The 15894-nt window shown below is 72.9% G+C and carries 20 protein-coding genes; 10 read left to right on the top strand and 10 right to left on the bottom strand.

Annotated elements, in window-relative coordinates; genetic code table 11:
* Positions 1-33 precede the first annotated feature (33 nt).
* From hemE to hemQ, 4 genes are all read left to right on the top strand, one after another.
* Positions 34-1083, top strand: coding sequence for a uroporphyrinogen decarboxylase (gene hemE, locus Asi02nite_RS21810; RefSeq protein ID WP_203715733.1), 1050 nt, complete (start codon positions 34-36; stop codon positions 1081-1083).
* 104 nt (positions 1084-1187) lie between these two features.
* A complete protein-coding gene (locus Asi02nite_RS21805) occupies positions 1188-1751 on the top strand; it encodes a DUF3000 domain-containing protein (RefSeq protein ID WP_203715732.1) in 564 nt (187 codons plus the stop codon).
* Positions 1752-1786: 35 nt separating this feature from the next.
* Entirely contained in the window at positions 1787-3202 is a 1416-nt protein-coding gene (gene hemG / locus Asi02nite_RS21800; RefSeq protein ID WP_203715731.1) for a protoporphyrinogen oxidase, read from the top strand.
* Between the two features lie 13 nt (positions 3203-3215).
* Positions 3216-3917 (top strand): hydrogen peroxide-dependent heme synthase, encoded by a 702-nt coding sequence (gene hemQ, locus Asi02nite_RS21795; protein ID WP_203715730.1) that lies wholly within the window; start codon positions 3216-3218, stop codon positions 3915-3917.
* Between the two features lie 6 nt (positions 3918-3923).
* Here the strand turns inward: hemQ and Asi02nite_RS21790 are convergent, their stop codons facing one another.
* Genes Asi02nite_RS21790 through Asi02nite_RS21780 form a run of 3 tightly spaced genes read right to left on the bottom strand, consistent with a single transcriptional unit; the run spans position 3924 to position 5118 of the window.
* Positions 3924-4385, bottom strand: coding sequence for a group II truncated hemoglobin (locus Asi02nite_RS21790; protein WP_203715729.1), 462 nt, complete (start codon positions 4383-4385; stop codon positions 3924-3926).
* Positions 4386-4395: 10 nt separating this feature from the next.
* Positions 4396-4842: a GNAT family N-acetyltransferase gene (locus Asi02nite_RS21785; protein WP_203715728.1), complete on the bottom strand. Its 447-nt coding sequence runs from the start codon at positions 4840-4842 to the stop codon at positions 4396-4398.
* A gap of 15 nt (positions 4843-4857) precedes the next feature.
* Entirely contained in the window at positions 4858-5118 is a 261-nt protein-coding gene (locus Asi02nite_RS21780; RefSeq protein WP_203715727.1) for a metallothionein, read from the bottom strand.
* Positions 5119-5304: 186 nt separating this feature from the next.
* Between Asi02nite_RS21780 and Asi02nite_RS21775 the strand changes: the two genes are divergently transcribed.
* Both Asi02nite_RS21775 and Asi02nite_RS21770 read left to right on the top strand, forming a co-directional pair.
* The gene (locus Asi02nite_RS21775; RefSeq protein ID WP_203715726.1) at positions 5305-5589 is read left to right on the top strand and encodes an isoamylase early set domain-containing protein; all 285 of its coding nucleotides are present in this window, start codon (positions 5305-5307) and stop codon (positions 5587-5589) included.
* Between the two features lie 34 nt (positions 5590-5623).
* Entirely contained in the window at positions 5624-6535 is a 912-nt protein-coding gene (locus Asi02nite_RS21770) for an aminoglycoside phosphotransferase family protein (RefSeq protein ID WP_203715725.1), read from the top strand.
* On the opposite strand, the gene msrB is transcribed toward Asi02nite_RS21770, so the two are convergent.
* Positions 6519-6953, bottom strand: coding sequence for a peptide-methionine (R)-S-oxide reductase MsrB (gene msrB, locus Asi02nite_RS21765; RefSeq protein WP_203715724.1), 435 nt, complete (start codon positions 6951-6953; stop codon positions 6519-6521). The two genes, Asi02nite_RS21770 and msrB, sit on opposite strands and share 17 nt — an antisense overlap.
* A 69-nt stretch (positions 6954-7022) precedes the next feature.
* On the opposite strand from msrB, the gene Asi02nite_RS21760 reads away from it, so the two are divergent.
* The 3 genes from Asi02nite_RS21760 (at position 7023) to ligD (ending at position 9607) form a co-directional block, all read left to right on the top strand.
* The gene (locus tag Asi02nite_RS21760) at positions 7023-7562 is read left to right on the top strand and encodes a hypothetical protein (protein WP_203715723.1); all 540 of its coding nucleotides are present in this window, start codon (positions 7023-7025) and stop codon (positions 7560-7562) included.
* Between the two features lie 111 nt (positions 7563-7673).
* On the top strand, positions 7674-8387 hold the full coding sequence (locus Asi02nite_RS21755) for a chaplin family protein (protein ID WP_203715722.1): 714 nt from the start codon (positions 7674-7676) through the stop codon (positions 8385-8387).
* A gap of 182 nt (positions 8388-8569) precedes the next feature.
* The gene (gene ligD / locus Asi02nite_RS21750; protein ID WP_203715721.1) at positions 8570-9607 is read left to right on the top strand and encodes a non-homologous end-joining DNA ligase; all 1038 of its coding nucleotides are present in this window, start codon (positions 8570-8572) and stop codon (positions 9605-9607) included.
* Here the strand turns inward: ligD and Asi02nite_RS21745 are convergent.
* Positions 9604-10062: a GNAT family N-acetyltransferase gene (locus Asi02nite_RS21745; protein ID WP_203715720.1), complete on the bottom strand. Its 459-nt coding sequence runs from the start codon at positions 10060-10062 to the stop codon at positions 9604-9606. The two genes, ligD and Asi02nite_RS21745, sit on opposite strands and share 4 nt — an antisense overlap.
* A 46-nt stretch (positions 10063-10108) precedes the next feature.
* Here Asi02nite_RS21745 and Asi02nite_RS21740 point away from each other — a divergent pair, with 46 nt between their 5' ends.
* Entirely contained in the window at positions 10109-10561 is a 453-nt protein-coding gene (locus tag Asi02nite_RS21740) for a potassium channel family protein (protein WP_203715719.1), read from the top strand.
* Here the strand turns inward: Asi02nite_RS21740 and Asi02nite_RS21735 are convergent.
* From Asi02nite_RS21735 to Asi02nite_RS21715, 5 genes are read right to left on the bottom strand one after another with little or no spacing between them, the layout of a single operon-like run.
* On the bottom strand, positions 10515-12068 hold the full coding sequence (locus tag Asi02nite_RS21735) for an alpha/beta hydrolase (RefSeq protein ID WP_203715718.1): 1554 nt from the start codon (positions 12066-12068) through the stop codon (positions 10515-10517). The two genes, Asi02nite_RS21740 and Asi02nite_RS21735, sit on opposite strands and share 47 nt — an antisense overlap.
* Positions 12069-12072: 4 nt before the next feature.
* Complete coding sequence (locus Asi02nite_RS21730; RefSeq protein ID WP_203715717.1) at positions 12073-13191, bottom strand: ATP-dependent DNA ligase; 1119 nt, start codon at positions 13189-13191, stop codon at positions 12073-12075.
* A gap of 51 nt (positions 13192-13242) precedes the next feature.
* Positions 13243-13743, bottom strand: a complete 501-nt coding sequence (locus tag Asi02nite_RS21725; RefSeq protein ID WP_203715716.1) for a DUF456 domain-containing protein — start codon at positions 13741-13743, stop codon at positions 13243-13245.
* 12 nt (positions 13744-13755) lie between these two features.
* Entirely contained in the window at positions 13756-15267 is a 1512-nt protein-coding gene (locus Asi02nite_RS21720; protein ID WP_203715715.1) for a deoxyguanosinetriphosphate triphosphohydrolase family protein, read from the bottom strand.
* 9 nt (positions 15268-15276) lie between these two features.
* The gene (locus Asi02nite_RS21715) at positions 15277-15750 is read right to left on the bottom strand and encodes a GNAT family N-acetyltransferase (RefSeq protein ID WP_203715714.1); all 474 of its coding nucleotides are present in this window, start codon (positions 15748-15750) and stop codon (positions 15277-15279) included.
* Positions 15751-15894 lie beyond the last annotated feature (144 nt).

Below are 15894 nucleotides of genomic sequence, written 5' to 3'. Positions count from 1 at the left end.
GCACGGCGAGAGCGGAGATCGCCTCGTGACACGATGGGGGCGATGACGACGACGACCCACACCGACTCCGCCCTCGTCCGCGCCGCCCGGGGCGAGGCCGTGCCGCACACGCCCGTCTGGTTCATGCGGCAGGCCGGCCGTTCGCTCCCCGAATACCGGGAGCTGCGCGCGGGCATCGGCATGCTGGACACCATCCGCCGGCCGGACCTGGTCACGGAGATCACCCTGCAGCCGGTACGCCGGCACGGTGTCGACGCCGCGGTCCTGTTCAGCGACATCGTGGTGCCCATCGCGGCCGCCGGGGTCGACGTCGACATCGTGGCCGGCACCGGCCCGGTCGTCGCGGAGCCGATCCGCACCACCGCGGACGTGGCCCGGCTGCGCCGCCTCGAGCCCACCGACGTGGACCACGTCGCCGAGGCTGTCCGGCTGACCACCGCGGAGCTCGGCGACACCCCGCTGATCGGCTTCGCGGGCGCGCCGTTCACGCTGGCCAGCTACCTCGTCGAAGGCGGCCCGTCGCGGAACCACCTCAAGACCAAGGCGCTGATGTACGGCGACCCGGACACGTGGCACGCCCTGCTCGACCGGCTGGCCGACAACGCGCTGACGTTCCTGCGCGTCCAGGTCGGCGCCGGCGCCGCGGCGGTCCAGCTCTTCGACTCGTGGATCGGCGCGCTGTCCGAGGCCGACTACCGCCGCTTCGTGCTCCCGCACTCCGCGAAGGTGCTGCGGGGCCTGGACGACGCGGGCGTGCCCCGGATCCACTTCGGCGTCGGCACCGGTGAGCTGCTCGGCGCCATCGGCGAGGCGGGCGCCGACGTGGTCGGGGTCGACTGGCGGACCCCGCTCGACGTCGCCACCGGCCGGATCGGCCCCGACAAGGCCGTGCAGGGCAACCTCGACCCGGCCACGCTGTTCGCGCCGTGGGAGGTCGTCGAAGCCGAGGTGCGCCGGGTGCTCGAGCAGGGCCGGGCCGCGCCGGGGCACATCTTCAACCTTGGCCACGGGGTGCCTCCGGAGACCGACCCGACGGTGCTGACCCGGGTCACCGCGTTGGTCCACGAGCTCACCGCGAGCTAACTGTCGCATTTCGGGGGCAATGTCGGTTCAGGCGAGCCGATCATGGCCGGGCGCCCGGCGTGCCCTACCCCCATCGCGCCCCACGGAATGCATAGGCTGCGGTCATGGCTCCGACAGCGGTTCCCGACGTCTTCGCGAACGCCGTCGCCAGCCTTCGCGCCGCGACCCCCCGCGCCGAGATCGTGCTCGAGGAGGTCGGCGCACCCCAGCGGCTCGCGCCCTTCACGTTCGCCCTGAGCGCCTCGGTGACCAGGCCCGACGACGACGAGATGGCCACCGGCCGGCTGATCCTGCTGCACGACCCGGCCGGCCACGAGGCCTGGGAGGGCACGATGCGGCTGGTCACCTATGTGACCGCCGAGGTCGACGTCGACATGGCCGCCGACCCGCTGCTGCCGACGGTCGGCTGGACCTGGCTCACCGACGCGCTGGACGCGCAGGACGCGCACTACCGGGCGATCGGCGGCACGGTCACCCAGACCATGTCGACCCGGTTCGGCGACCTCGCCGGCCCGCCCACGGCCGCCGACATCGAGATCCGGGCGAGCTGGACCCCGACCGACGAGGATCTGGGCGCCCACCTGCTGGCCTGGTCGACGCTGCTGGCCTCGACCGCGGGCCTGCCCCCGCCGGGAGTGACGGCGCTCCCTGCCCGCCGCACCGCCTGACCGAGCGCCGAACGGTCCGCCATAGGGTGGACGCCATGGCGCACGGGTGGCGGGTCGCGGTGATCGGCGGCGGGATCGCGGGGCTGTCCGCCGCGCTCCGGATCCACGACGCGGCGCCGGACGTCCACGTCACCGTCTTCGAGCAGGGCCCCGCGCTCGGCGGCAAGCTGCGCACCGGCGAGCTGGCCGGGTCGCCGGTCGAGCTGGGTGCCGAGGCGTTCCTGGTGCGCGACGCCGCCACCGGCGCGGACTCGCCCGCGGTCACGCTGGCCCGCCGCGTCGGGCTCGGCGACGACCTGGTCAACCCCGCGGTCGGCGCGGCCGCGCTCGCGGTCGACGGCAAGCTGGTGCCGATGCCGCGCGGCACGCTGACCGGCGTGCCCGGCGACGTCGACGCGCTCGCCGGGGTCGCCCGCGTCGAGCCCGACCACGACCTGGACGCGGGCCACCCGCTGCTCGCCGAGGGCGAGGACGTCGCCGTCGGCGAGCTGGTCCGCCGCCGGCTCGGCGACCAGGTCGTCGACCGGCTGGTCGACCCGATGCTCGGCGGCGTCTACGCGGGGCGCGCGGACACGCTCTCCCTGGCCGCCACCATGCCGGCGCTGGCGCGGCAGGCGCGGGTCGAGGGCACGCTCACAGGCGCCGTGAAGGCGGCCCAGGCCGCGTTCCCCCGGGTGCCGGGCGGCGCCGTCTTCGCCACCGTGCGCGGCGGCGTGAGCCGGCTCGTCGCGGCCACGGCCGCCGCCGGCGGCGCCGAGATCCGGCTGGGCGCCACGGTCCGCGCGCTGGCCCCCGCGCCCGCGGGCTGGCGGCTGACGGTCGGGCCGACCCGCGACCCCGAGCACCTGACCGTCGACGCCGTGGTGCTGGCCGTGCCCGCCCGCCCGGCGGCGCGCCTGCTCGCCGGCGTCGACCCGACCGCCGCGACCGGTGTCGGCGCGCTCGACTACGCCAGCGTGGCGCTGGTGACGCTCGCCCTGCCCCGGCCCGAGCTGCCGGCGCTGTCGGGCTTCCTGGTGCCGGCCGAGAACGGCACTGCGATCAAGGCCGCCACCTTCTTCTCCACCAAGTGGGCCCACCAGGCGCGGGCGGACGGCGTCGCGCTGGTGCGCGCGTCGGTCGGGCGCTACGGCGACGAGCACGTGCTGCAGCGCGACGACGCCGAGCTGGTCGGCATCGTCCACAGGGAACTGTCCAACCTGGTCGACCACAGCCTGCCCAGGCCGGTGGAGACCAGGGTGCAGCGCTGGGGCGGGGCGCTGCCGCAGTACGCGCCCGGCCACCTCGACCGGGTCGCCACGGCCCGGGCCGCGCTGCGCCGGGGAGCGCCGACGGTCGCGCTGGCGGGCGCCGGCTACGACGGGGTCGGCATCCCGATCTGCGTACGCTCGGGTGAGGCCGCCGCCGACGCCGTGCTCGCCGCCCTGCGGGATCGCGCACAGACCGCCTGAGAGGATTGTTCGCATGACGGACCAGACCAACGCCGCCCGGATCCGGGAGCTCAACGACACCATCCGCTACACCATGTGGTCGGTGTTCCGGGTCTCCGAGCCGCTGCGAGCGGCCCGCACCGAGCTGGCGGCCGAGGTCGACGGCCTGTTCGCCGAGCTGCTGGCCAAGGACGTGATCGTCCGCGGCACCTACGACGTCTCGGGCCTGCGCGCCGACGCCGACGTGCTGATCTGGTGGCACGCCGCGGGAAGCGACGCGTTGCAGGAGGCGTACGCCCGGTTCCGGCGCACCGGCCTCGGCCGGCACCTGACGCCGGTCTGGTCGCAGATGGCGCTGCACCGGCCCGCCGAGTTCAACAAGAGCCACCTGCCGGCGTTCCTGGCGGGCGAGGACGCCCGCGCGTACGTCTGCGTTTATCCGTTCGTGCGCTCCTACGAGTGGTACCTGCTGCCCGACGAGGAGCGCCGCGACATGCTCGCCGAGCACGGCCGGCAGGCGCGCGGCTTCCCGGACGTGCGGGCCAACACTGTCGCGTCGTTCGCGCTCGGCGACTACGAGTGGATCCTCGCCTTCGAGGCCGACGAGCTGCACCGGATCGTCGACCTGATGCGCGAGCTGCGGGCGTCGCGGGCGCGCCGGCACGTCCGCGAGGAGGTCCCGTTCTACACGGGCCGCCGGCGCAGCGTGGCGGAGCTGGTCGAGGCCCTGCCGTAAGGCCTGTCAGGGCTGATAGGGAGGCGCGACGCCCCAGCCCCAGTGCGGCACCGGGGCGTGCTCGACGGGGGTCGCGCCCGGTTGCGAGTTGGCCATCGCGATCCGGGTGCCCCACTCGAGATAGCCGACCAGCGCCGCCCGGAACTCCGGGTCGGCCGGCAGCGCGGCGTCGTCGGCGGCGAGGCTCATCAGCGACGCGAACCGGTAGCGGTGCTCGGGTGTGATGCCCAGGTTCCGGTGGTGCGCGAGCATGTTCTCGTAGCCGCCGAGCTGCTCGGTGTAGTCGGACGGCCCGCCGAAGACCTCCGACCACCAGGTGGTCACGTGCTCGCGGTGCGCCCGCGTCACGCCGCCCGGGAAGAACGGGCTGAGCAGGTCGTCCCGCTCGACCCGGTCGTAGAACGCGTTGATCATCGCAGCGATCGCGGGTCGGCCACCGGCCCACTCGTACAACGTCGGGGTGGTCATGATCGCAACGTTATGCCGCCCGCGCCATCGGCACGTGCGGGATGCCGTCCTCGACGAACCCCGCGCCGCTGATCGCGTAGCCGTAGCGGCCGTAGAAGCCCGCCAGGTGGCTCTGGGCGTCGAGCACCGACGGCCGGGCGCCGACGATCTCCAGAGCCGTGTCCATCAGCCGCCCCGCCACGCCGGCGCCGCGGGCCTCCTTGCCGACCACCACCCGGCCGACCCGCATCACGCCGTCCGGCTCGGCGAGCACCCGCAGGTAGCCGACGGGCAGGCCGGCGCGGGCGACCCAGACGTGCCGGGTCGCCGGTTCGAGGTCACGCCCGTCCACGTCGAGGTACGGCGACTCCTGCTCGACGACGAACACGGCGCACCGCAGTTCGAGCAGGCGGTACAGCGTGGTCGTGTCGAGATCGGCGAAGGACGCCACCCGTAGCTCGTCAGTCTCCGGCCGCATGGCTCCCGAGCATAGTTAGCCCGGGTGCGCGCCCACCGTGTCGGTGATCTTCGCGCCGTCGGCGCCCGCGGACACGCGGGAGCAGTGGGCGCAGCAGAAGAATCGGCCACCCACCTCGACGCCGTGCCCGACGATCTTGACGCCGCAGTGCTCGCAGATCGGCGCGAGCCGCTGGATGGCGCATTCGAACGAGTCGAAGACGTGCCGGTCGCCGCTGACCGTGCTGATCTCGAAGGAAAGCCAGTAGTCGTTGCCGCAGGTCTCACACACCGCCATGGTGTCCGCCCCCAATCGCTTACCCGCAGCCTTACCCGGAGATATGGGGGCCTGCAACCGGAACGCCCGATCTGAGCGGAATTCGCGTCTCATGAACAGCCCGTTACGCCCGGTGTGTCGTCCGGCCATGTCACGGTTCCGCCAGGGAAGCTCCATGAGGTTGTGTCCTTACCGGGAGGAGCCGACATGATCAAGAGAAGCAAGTTGTTCGGCAGCAAGACCCGCGTGACGTTCTCCCTGCCCAAAGACGCCCCGGTCGGGCAGGTCAGCGTCGTGGGGTGCTTCAACGACTGGGAGCCCGGCCGGCACGAGCTCCAGCCGCGGCGGGACGGCACCCGCACGGTGACGCTCACGCTCGACCCGGGCGAGTACACGTTCCGTTACCTCGCCACCGGTGGCGTCTGGCTCGACGACGAGCAGGCCGACCGGATCGACGGGCAGGGCGGCCGGATCGTGCTCGACCGGCGCTGAACCACATCGGTCACCCCGGCATTAACCTCTTCGGATGACCGCCGATGAGATCGTCGTACCCCCGGCTCTCGTAGCCGCCCAGGTCCGGTTCCGCGGCGACGCGGGCCGGGCCTGGGTGGACGGCGTCGCCCGCACGGCGGCGGAGTTCCTCGACCGCTGGCGGTTGCGGCGCGACGGCCCGACCCGCAGCGGTGTGGCAGGCCTCGTGCTCCCGGTTATCACCGCCGACGGCACCCGCGCGGTGCTCAAGCTCCAGGACACCGACCCCGACCATCCCGGCGAGGGTCTCGCGCTGCGCACCTGGCACGGTGACGGGGCCGCGCGGCTGCTCCGCGAGGACCCGGAGACCTGGACGCTGCTGATCGAGCGCCTCGACCCCGACCGCGACCTGCGCTCCGTCGACGACGACGAGGCGGCCGTACGGGTGATCGCCCTGCTGCTCAACCGCCTGAACGCGCACACCGCGCCGCCGGAGATCCCGCGGCTGGCCGACAAGGCCGCCCTGATGATCGAGGACACCCCCGGCGCGGCGGCGCGGCTCGCCGATCCGGCCGAGGGCGCGGTGCTGCGCCGGTGGGCGGCGATGCTCGCCGAGGTGGCGGGCGACGCCGGCGACCGGCTGCTGCACTGGGACCTGCACTACGAGAACGTGCTCGCCGCGGACCGCGAGCCGTGGCTGGCGATCGACCCCAAGCCGCTGGCCGGTGACCCCGGCTTCGAGCTGTGGCCCGCGCTGTGGAACCGGTGGGACACCGCGGCGCCGGAACGCAGGGTCCGGCGCCGGTTCGACCTCATGACCGAGGTGATGGGCCTCGACCGGCAGCGGGCCGCCGCCTGGACGGTCGGCCGTACGCTGCAGAACGCGCTCTGGTCGATCGAGGACGGCGAACGCGCCCTCGACCCCGTCGAGCTGACGATCGCCGCGGTCGTTACGCGGCGGGGATGAGCCGCATGCTCACCGAGTTGATGCAGTAGCGGGCGTCCTTGGGGGTGAACCCCTCGCCGTCGAAGCGGTGGCCGAGGTGGGAGTCGCAGTGCGCGCACCGCACCTCGACGCGGACCATGCCGAGCGACCGGTCCTCGATGTAGCGGATCGCGCCGGGGATCGCCTCGTCGAACGACGGCCACCCGCAGTGCGAGTCGAACTTCGTGCCGCTCTCGAACAGCGCCGCGCCGCAGGCCCGGCACACGTAGGTGCCCGGCGTCTTCGTGTCGGTGTATTCACCGGTGAACGCCCGCTCGGTGCCGTGCTGGCGCAGCACGCGGAACTCCTCCGGGTTGAGCCGGACGCGCCACTCCTCCTCGGTCCTGGGCAGCTCGTCAGTGGGGATTTCGGCCACGGGGGAGGGCTTGTCGGGTGCCATGCGTCAACCGTACGACCCCTCTCCCGAAAGAGCCGATTACCAAGGTGTGACCTCGTCGTTGAGGAGTGCATGCGTACCCCGGCCCGAGCGGCCAGCGGTCAGACGGAGCACCTCCCCGGCGACCCGCTGTGCTTCCGGCCGACCTGGCGGCAGGCGCTGGGGCGGGGCATGTGGGTGGGCCTGCTGGTCACCGGCGCGCTCGCGCTGACCGGCCTGTCGGCGCTGCTCGCACCGGTGGTGGCGCACTGGCTGACCGGGGTCGAGCCGCACCGCACGGTGCCGGCGGAGATCTGGTGGGTGCTGGTGCTGCCCGTGCCCGCCGGCGGCCTGCTCGCGGTGCTGCTGCGCCACCGGGTCGGCGTCGACCTCGACGCCGTCGGGGTGTGGGCGGTGCCCGGCTCGCTGAACGCCTCGGCGCCGTGGCACCGGGTGGTCGAGGTGCGGATGGAGCGCCGCGGCCGCCGCACGGTGGTCGCGCTGCCGCTGGTGGACGGCTCGATCGTCCGGCTCCGGGCGCCGTACGACGGGCACCTGCTCGGGCGCGACCCGGAGTTCGAGCGCAAGCAGTTCCGGATCCGGTTGCTCTGGGAGACCCACCGGTACGGCTGACCCTGGCCGGGTGATCCGCACCCGGCCGCTTGGGCGTTTTCGGACATTGCGCCGTACGCTCCCCCAAATGCTCCTTTCGGCACGAATTCCCCGGACGACAGGAACAGGACGATGACCATCAAACGACGGTTGGCCAGCGCTGCCCTGCCGGCCGCCGGCCTCGCGGTCGTGGCCGGCGCGCTCGCTCTCAGCGGCCAGGCGGCCAGTGCCGCGGCCCTGGGCGGCGGCGCAGGACCCGGCGACACGGGCGACGCGGCCGCGGCCGCCACCGGCCGGGCGCAGCAGGCCGCCGACCAGGCGGGCGACGCCGCCGACCGGGTGCTCGCCGCGGTCGCCGACGGACCGGCCGCCGACGGTGCGGCGCCGGCCGAGGACGAGGGCGCCCGATCGAAGGGCCCGTCGGACCTGCCGGCGGCGGCGAAGTTCGGCAGCGGCGTCTCGCACATCGCCAGCGGCGGCAACGCCGGGATCCTCAACGGCACCCAGGTGGTCGTGCCGATCCAGGTGCCCGTGAACGTCTGCGGCAACAGCCTCGCCGTGCTCGGCGGCGCGGCGGCCTCCTGCGGCGACGACGACGAGGAGCAGCCGCCCCCACCGCGGGACGAGGAACCGCCACCGCCGACCGACCCGGACAAGCCGGCGCCGAAGCCGCGGCCGGCCGTGCCGCCGGCCGCGCAGCCCGAGCTCCCGAAGACCGGCCTGCCGGTCGGCTCGATCGCCGGCATCGGCGGCGTGCTCACCGCGGGCGGCGCCGCGATGCAACTCGTCGGCGTCCGCTCGGGCCGCTACGTCGGCCGTCACCGCCGCGGGCCGCGCCCGTCCTGACCGCGATCAGGCCCCCTCGCTCCGTCGACGCGCGAGCGAGGGGGCCTCGCTGTTTCCAGTGCTTTGCTCTGCACCCATATCCGCACCACCCCCGCTGACCTGCGGTGCGTATCTGGGTGCAGAGCAAAGCGTCCGGGTGCGGGGGCCGGTGCGGTCCGGTCGGACGGCATAGGGTCGACGGCATGCCGTCGAAGAAGGCCGCCGCGCTCGAGGTCGAGGTCGCTGGGCGCGCCGTGCGACTCAGCAGCCCGGACCGCGTGATCTTTCCGCGGGCCGGCTACACCAAGCAGGACGTGTTCGACTACTACCTGGCCGTCGGTGACGGCATCATGCGGGCGCTCGACCACCGGCCCACCACGCTCCAGCGGTTCCCGGACGGGATCGACGGCGAGGCGTTCTACCAGAAGCGGCTGCCGGCCCGCGGCACGCCCGACTGGCTCAACGGCGCCGAGATCACCTTCCCGAGCGGGCGCAAGGCGACCGAGCTCTGCCCGATCGACCTCGCCCACGTCGCCTGGGCCGCGCAGATGAACACGGTCGTCTTCCACGCCTGGCCCGTGCGGGACGCCGACGCCGACCACCCCGACGAGCTGCGGATCGACCTCGACCCGCAGCCCGGCACCGACTTCGGTGACGCGGCCGAGGCGGCCGGCGAGCTGCGGGCGGTCCTCGAGGAGATCGGCGCGACCGGCTGGCCCAAGACCTCCGGCGGCCGCGGCGTGCACGTCTACCTGCGGATCCAGCCACGGTGGACGTTCGTCGAGGTGCGCCGGGCGACGATCGCGCTGGCCCGGGCGCTGGAGCGGCGCCGGCCCGACCTCGTCACCACGAGCTGGTGGAAGGAGGAGCGGGGCGAGCGGGTGTTCGTCGACTTCAACCAGATGGCCCGGGACCGCACGATCGCCTGCGCGTACTCGCTGCGGGCCAACGCCCGGGCCACCGCCTCGACCCCGCTGACCTGGGCCGAGCTGCCCGACGTCGAGCCCGACGACTTCGACCTGCGTACGCTGCCCAAGCGGTTCGCGGAGATCGGCGACCCGCACGCGGGGATCGACGACCACCCGTTCGACATCACGCCGCTGTTGGAGTGGTCGGCGGCCGACGAGCGCGAGGGCCGCGGCGGCGACATGCCCTATCCGCCCGACCACCCGAAGATGCCGGGCGAGCCGCCGCGCGTGCAGCCGAGCAAGAAGAACCCGGCCAACTGGACGACCGATTAGAGGGTCAGCTTCATGCCCTCGTGGGTCGCGGCGAAGCCGAGCGACTCGTAGAACCGGCGTGCGTCGGTGCGGCGCTTGTCGGTGGTGAGCTGCACCAGCGTGCAGCCGGCCGCGCGGGCCTCGGCGACCGCCCACTCGATCATGCGGCGGCCCAGGCCGGCCCCGCGGTGCGCGGCGGCGACGCGGACGCCCTCGATCTCCAGGCGCTGCGCGCCGCGGCGGGTGAGGGACGGGATCAGGATGAGCTGCATCGTGCCCACGATCTCTCCGGCGCTCTCGGCGACGACGACCGTGTTGCGCGGGTCGCCGTCGAGGGCGTCGAACGCCTGCCAGTAGGCCGCGTCGACCTCCTCGGCGACCGTCTCGCGTCCGGCACCGATCGGATCGTCTGCCAGAAGAGCGACAATCGCCGGGACATCGGCCCGCAAAGCGGAACGAAAGATCACGTCAGTCACGCGGAGCAGCCTCGCACATGGCGCGGCGGGTGCATGATGACCCCTCATGAAGGCCTTGCTGCTGCCGTTCAAGGCGATCTACCGCGGACTGGTCTACTTCGCCAACTCGCCGCGGACGCTGATGCTGTCGTACGCCCTGATGATCGTGATCGCCGCGGCGCTCTACAGCATCTTCGAGAAGGTCGACGTCGGCGACTCGCTCTGGTGGGCGGTGGTCACCGCGTCGACCGTGGGGTACGGCGACATCTCGCCGGACACCTGGCAGGCCCGCGCCATCGCGGTCGTGCTCATCTCCACGATGGTGCTGCTGGTGATCCCGCTGATCACGGCGCACTTCGCCAGCAGGCTGATCGTCGACACCGACGCGTTCCGGCACGACGAGCAGGAGGAGCTCAAGCACAACCTGCGCGCCGTGCGCCGGATGCTGGAGGAGATGGCCGCCCGGGACGCCCCTATTGCGCCGGGCAGCGCTTCCCCTCGGGCGGAAGCGTCTGATTGAGGATGTAGGCGTCGACCGCCTCGGTGATGCACCCGGTCTGCGGGTAGGCGGTGTGGCCCTCACCCTCCCAGGTCAACAGCCGTCCGACGCCGAGCATGGTGGCCAGGGCGGGTGCCTGCGCGTACGGCGTCGCCGGGTCACCGGTCGTGCCCACCACCAGGATCGGCGCCGAGCCGGTCGCCGGACCGGTCGGGTAGGGGTCGTGCCCGCCCGGCCACTCGGCGCACGGCAGCATGCCGACGGCTAGCGGCGCCCCGAACAGCGGGATCTGCGTGCGCCACTGGCCCTGCAGCGCGCGGATCTGCGCGGCGTCGGGCAGCGTCGCCTGGTCGGCGCAGTTGACGGCGATGTTGGCGTCGAACAGGTTGGAGTAGGTGCCGTCGGGCTCGCGCTCCGCGTAGCTGTCGGCGAGCTGGAACACCTGGGCCGGGTTGCCGCCCTCCAGCGACTTGATCGCGCTGGCCAGCGCCTGCCAGCCCGATTGGGTGTAGAGCGACGAGATCACCGCGTAGAACACCCAGCCCGAGGTCGCCTCGCGGCCGCCCGCGCCGGTGACGGGGGAGACCTCGGCCTTGTCGATGGCCGCGTTCACCGCCGCCTTCGCGTCGGGCGCGATCGGGCACTTGTCGGGTGTCGCCGTGCACCACTTCGCGAAGTTGTCGAAGGCCAGCGCGAAGCCTTTCGCCTGGCTCTCCGAGCCGGCGACGAAGTTCTGCTTCGGGTCGACCGCGCCGTCGAGCACGAGCGCCCGCACGTTCTGCGGATAGAGCTGGGCGTACGTCGCGCCGAGCAGCGTGCCGTAGGAGTAACCCAGGTAGGTCATCTTCTGGTCGCCCACCGCGGCGCGGATCGCGTCCATGTCGCGGGCGGTCTGCACGGTCGAGAAGAGCTTGAGCTTGTCGCCGTATTTCGCGCCGCAGTCGCGGCCGATGCTCTTGTTGAGGTCGACCAGGCCGTCGAACTGTGCTTGCGTCTCCGGGTCGGGCACGTAGCCGAAGCTCTCGTCGAGTCGCGCGTCGCTGATGCACTCGACCGGGCTGGACCGGGCGACACCACGCGGGTCGAAGCCCACGATGTCGAACCGGTCGGTCACCTCTTCCGGGATGCCCTGGAACGCCGAGCCGAACGAGAGGTAGACGGCCAGGTTGACGCCGGAGGCGCCAGGGCCGCCGGGGTTGACCAGCAGCGAGCCGATCCGGTCGTGCTGCTTGTCGGAGCGCACCCGGATCAGCGCGATGTCGAACGTCTGCCCGTTGCCGGCATCGGCCCAGTCCTGCGGCACCTTGATCGTGGCGCAGTCGTAGCTCATCCCGCGCGCGCCGCGGCCGATCAGCTGGTTGGGGATGCTGTCGCAGTTGCGCCAGTCGGGCTGGCCGGACGCGGCCGGCGCGGGCTGGCCGGCGGGCGGCACGTTGTTGCCCGAGTTGGGCGCGACGACCGGCACGGTGCAGCCGGCCAGCACGAGCAGGCCGGCGAGGAGGCCGAGGGCGATCAGACGGAGGCGCACTTCGTTAAACTCCCGTGCCGGCGGCCGGGTCGCCACCCAGCACCTGGTCGACGTCGAAGCGGACAGGACGGTCGAGCTGGTCGTAGCCGCACGAGCGCGGGTCGCGGTCGGGGCGCCAGCGGACGAACTGGGCGGTGTGCCGGAAGCGGTCGCCCTCCATCGCGTCGTAGCCGACCTCGACCACCAGGTCGGGGCGCAGCGGCTCCCATGCCAGGTTTTTCCCGCCCGTCCACCGGCTCACCCCGCCGGGGCGGCGCTGGCCGGTCGCGCTCGTCGGGCCGACCTGCTGCTCGTCGCTGTCGGCGTCGATCCACGGGTGCTCGGCCGGCTCGCGGTGGTCGGCGAGCTCGTCGAGGAGCTCCGCACGGCGGGCCATGCTGAAGGACGACGAGACGCCGACGTGGTGCAGCACGCCCTCCTCGTCGTAGAGGCCGAGTAGCAGCGAGCCGACCACGGGGCCCGATTTGTGCCAGCGGAAACCGGCGACCACGGCGTCGGCCGTACGCGCGTGCTTGATCTTGAACATCAACCGCTTGTTGGGCTCGTACGCGATGTCGGCCGGCTTGGCGATCAGCCCGTCGAGCCCGGCGCCCTCGAAGATCTCGAACCAGCGCCGCGCGGTCTCGATGTCGTGCGTGGTCGGCGTGACGTGCACCGGCGACTTGACCCCGGCCAGCGCCTGCTCGAGCCTGGCCCGGCGGGTCGCGTAGGGCTGGTCGACCAGCGCCTCGTCACCGAGCGCCAGCAGGTCGAAGGCCACGAAGTCGGCCGGCGTCTCCTGTGCCAGCAGCTTGACCCGCGACGCGGCCGGGTGGATGCGCTGCGTCAGCCAGTCCCACTCGAGCTTGGGCTGCTGCCCCTGCGCCCGGTGGATGACCACGATCTCGCCGTCGACCGCGCACCGCTCGGGTAGCTGCGCCTTCGCCTGCTCGACGACCTCGGGGAAGTAGCGGGTCAGGGTCTTGCCGCCCCGGCTGGCCAGCTCGACCTCGTCGCCGTCGCGGAACACGATGCACCGGAACCCGTCCCATTTGGGCTCGTAGCTCATGCCCTCGGCCTCGGGGATCGCCGGCACGCTCTTGGCGAGCATCGGCTCGACCGGCGGGTTGATCGGCAGGTCCATCTCACAGAGTCTTCCAGACGCGCGTATCGAAAGAAGTCCCAGCCGCCGCTTTCAGCTCACCACGACGGCCGCCACCCAGGTGATCGCGATGAACAGCGCCGCCCCCAACTCGACGAGCATCGCCAGGCCGGCCGCCTTGATCGCGTGCTTCGTCGACGGCCAGGCCAGCTTGCTGTCGCCGAGGCGGGCGATCTCCGCGAGCCAGACGCCGGCGACGAAACCGATGACGAGGCCGACGACGGGGATCAGGAAGAAGCCGACGATCGCGAGGACGCCGCCGAGGAGCAGGGTCCGGTTGGGTACGCCGCTGCGTTTCAGGTTGCGGCCCGGCCAGGCGTACTTGACGAAGATGCCGACCGCCGCGATGAGGGTGACGAGCGCGAGCAGGCCCCAGCGGGTCGCGCCCTCACCCGCGAAGATCGCCCAGGCGACGGCGGACGTCCAGCACAGCAGCAGCCCGGGCAGGAACGGGATGACCACGCCGAACACGCCGACCACCATGGCCACGGCGCACAGGATCGTGACGTTCGTCGGCGTATCGGTCAGATCCATTCGGGCACTGTCTCAGAGTACGAACGCATCGGTCCAGAGCTGACCCGACCGACCCGACAGCGCGTCGAGGAGCGCGACCGCCTGCTGGTCGGTCAGCGCGGCGACGAAGTCGACGATCGCCCGCCCGCGCGCCCGGGCCGCACGGTCCGGCGTGCCGGGCGGCAACTCGGCCTCGGCGAGCTCGACCAGGTCGTGCAGGCGCTGCGGCAGCCGGGCCTCCTCGGCCGGGTCGACGATCCAGGCCAGCAGGGCCTCGACCAGGGTGCCCAGCAGCCGAGCCTGGCCGCGCTGGTGCAGGGCCAGGTCGGGCCGGTCCAGCACGAAGCGGTGGTGGATCAGCTTGAGCACCTGCACCTCGTGCCACTGCGGCCGGTCGAGCAACACGTGGCCGGAGCGGACCGCCGGGCTGTCGGTGAGCCGGATCGCGTCGACGAGGCGGCGGGTCCACCGCCCGGAGAACCGGGCGACATATTGCTCCGCCGCGACGGAGCCGTCGAACTGGTCGGCCAGCAGCCCGTCGACGAGGTCGTGCCGGACCTGCTCGACGGCCTCCGCGAACGCCTCGTCGTCGGTGACCCAGCGGTCGCGGCGGTGCAGCCGGCGGCGCAGCTTCTCGATCGCGGCACCGGCCTGCCGGCTGCTCCCGTCCAGCGCGGCGTCGGAGAGCCCACCGAGCCGCTTGGCCTCGCGCTGCCAGCCGATCAGCTCGGCCGCGACGGTGCCCTGCTGGAGCACGCCGACGCGGTGGAAGTCCTCGACGTCGTGGATGGCGTACGCGATGTCGTCGGCGGTGTCCATGATGGACGCCTCGACGGTCTGCTGCCAGTCGGGGATCTTCCCGGCGAACGGTGCGCGGGCCTGCCGCAGGTCGTCGACCTCGGTGGTGTAGGCCCCGAACTTGGCCGAACCGCTCTCGGGCGCCCAACTCGGCGCGGACGCACCGCGCGGGGGAGGCGACATGCGCCGCGGGTGCGGGTCGGGGTAGCCGAGCCGGGTCCACGGGTACTTGACGATCGCCGCACGGACCGCGGCGGTCAGGTTGAGCCCGATGGTCGCGGCGCCACGGATCTCGGTGCTGGTCACGATGCGGTACGACTGGGCGTTGCCCTCGAACCCGTCGGGGAGCCCGAGCCGCTCCCGGGCCAGCCGGTCGAGCACGGCCTCGCCGAGGTGCCCGAACGGCGGGTGGCCCAGGTCGTGGGCGAGCGCGGCGGCCTCGACGACGTCGGGATCGCAGCCACCGAGCTTGTCGAGCAGGTTCCGGTTGGCGGGGTCGGCGGTGAGTCGCTCGGCGATGGCCCGGGCGACCTGGGCGACCTTGAGGCTGTGGGTGAGCCGGTTGTGCACGAGCAGCCCGGAGCCGCCCGGGCTGATCACCTGGGTGACCCCACCGAGCCGGGCGAAGAAGGGCGAGGTGACGATCCGGTCGCGATCGGCGCGAAAGGGGCTGGCGGCCAGATCCCCGGGCCCGGTGGGCCCGGTATCGAACAGCCGCCGGGCACGAGGGTCGACCGGCTCCGACATGATCCGACGCTAGCGCACGCCGGCTTTGGCGAGGTAAACGAGGCCGGGCCCACGCGCGAGCCGCCGCCTGGCGATGATCGCGTAGCCGTTGCGCTCGTAGAGCCGGATGTTGTCGTGACTCTCGGCGCCGGTGAACAACTCGAACCGTTCGGCCCGCGGGTGGGCGGCCTCGACGGCCCCGAGCATCAGCCGGCCGAGCCCGCGCCCGCGAAGATCCGGCACGACGGCTAGGCGGCCGATGTGGCAGGTGTCGTCCTCGTCGACCCGCCCCCGCCCGACGACGACCATGCGCCCGTTCGGGTCGCGCCCGACCAGGACGGTCGTGGGCCCGCCGATGACCGCCGCCAACTCGGCCAGGGTCTCGGTGAGCACGGGCAGATGCGGGTCGTCGTAGCGCTGGGCTTCGGAGAGAAACGCGGCCCGCTGCACGGTCCACGCCTCGCCGGCATCGCCGTCGCGGGCCGGTCGGATATCGATCTTCATCGGGCCAGTGCAGCGGCGCCCACCATGCGGGCCGTCCACACCGTGCCGCCGTCCCGACATGCGGGAGCGCGGGACTCGGTGACCTCGGGAGTGGGCACTGTGGACCGTTCGCTAACCTCTGCGAATATTTACCGCTGTCTACTG

It is taken from the genome of Asanoa siamensis, from assembly GCF_016862555.1.
In the GTDB taxonomy this organism is placed as follows: domain Bacteria; phylum Actinomycetota; class Actinomycetes; order Mycobacteriales; family Micromonosporaceae; genus Asanoa; species Asanoa siamensis.
This window is presented reverse-complemented; position numbering and strand designations above follow the sequence as displayed.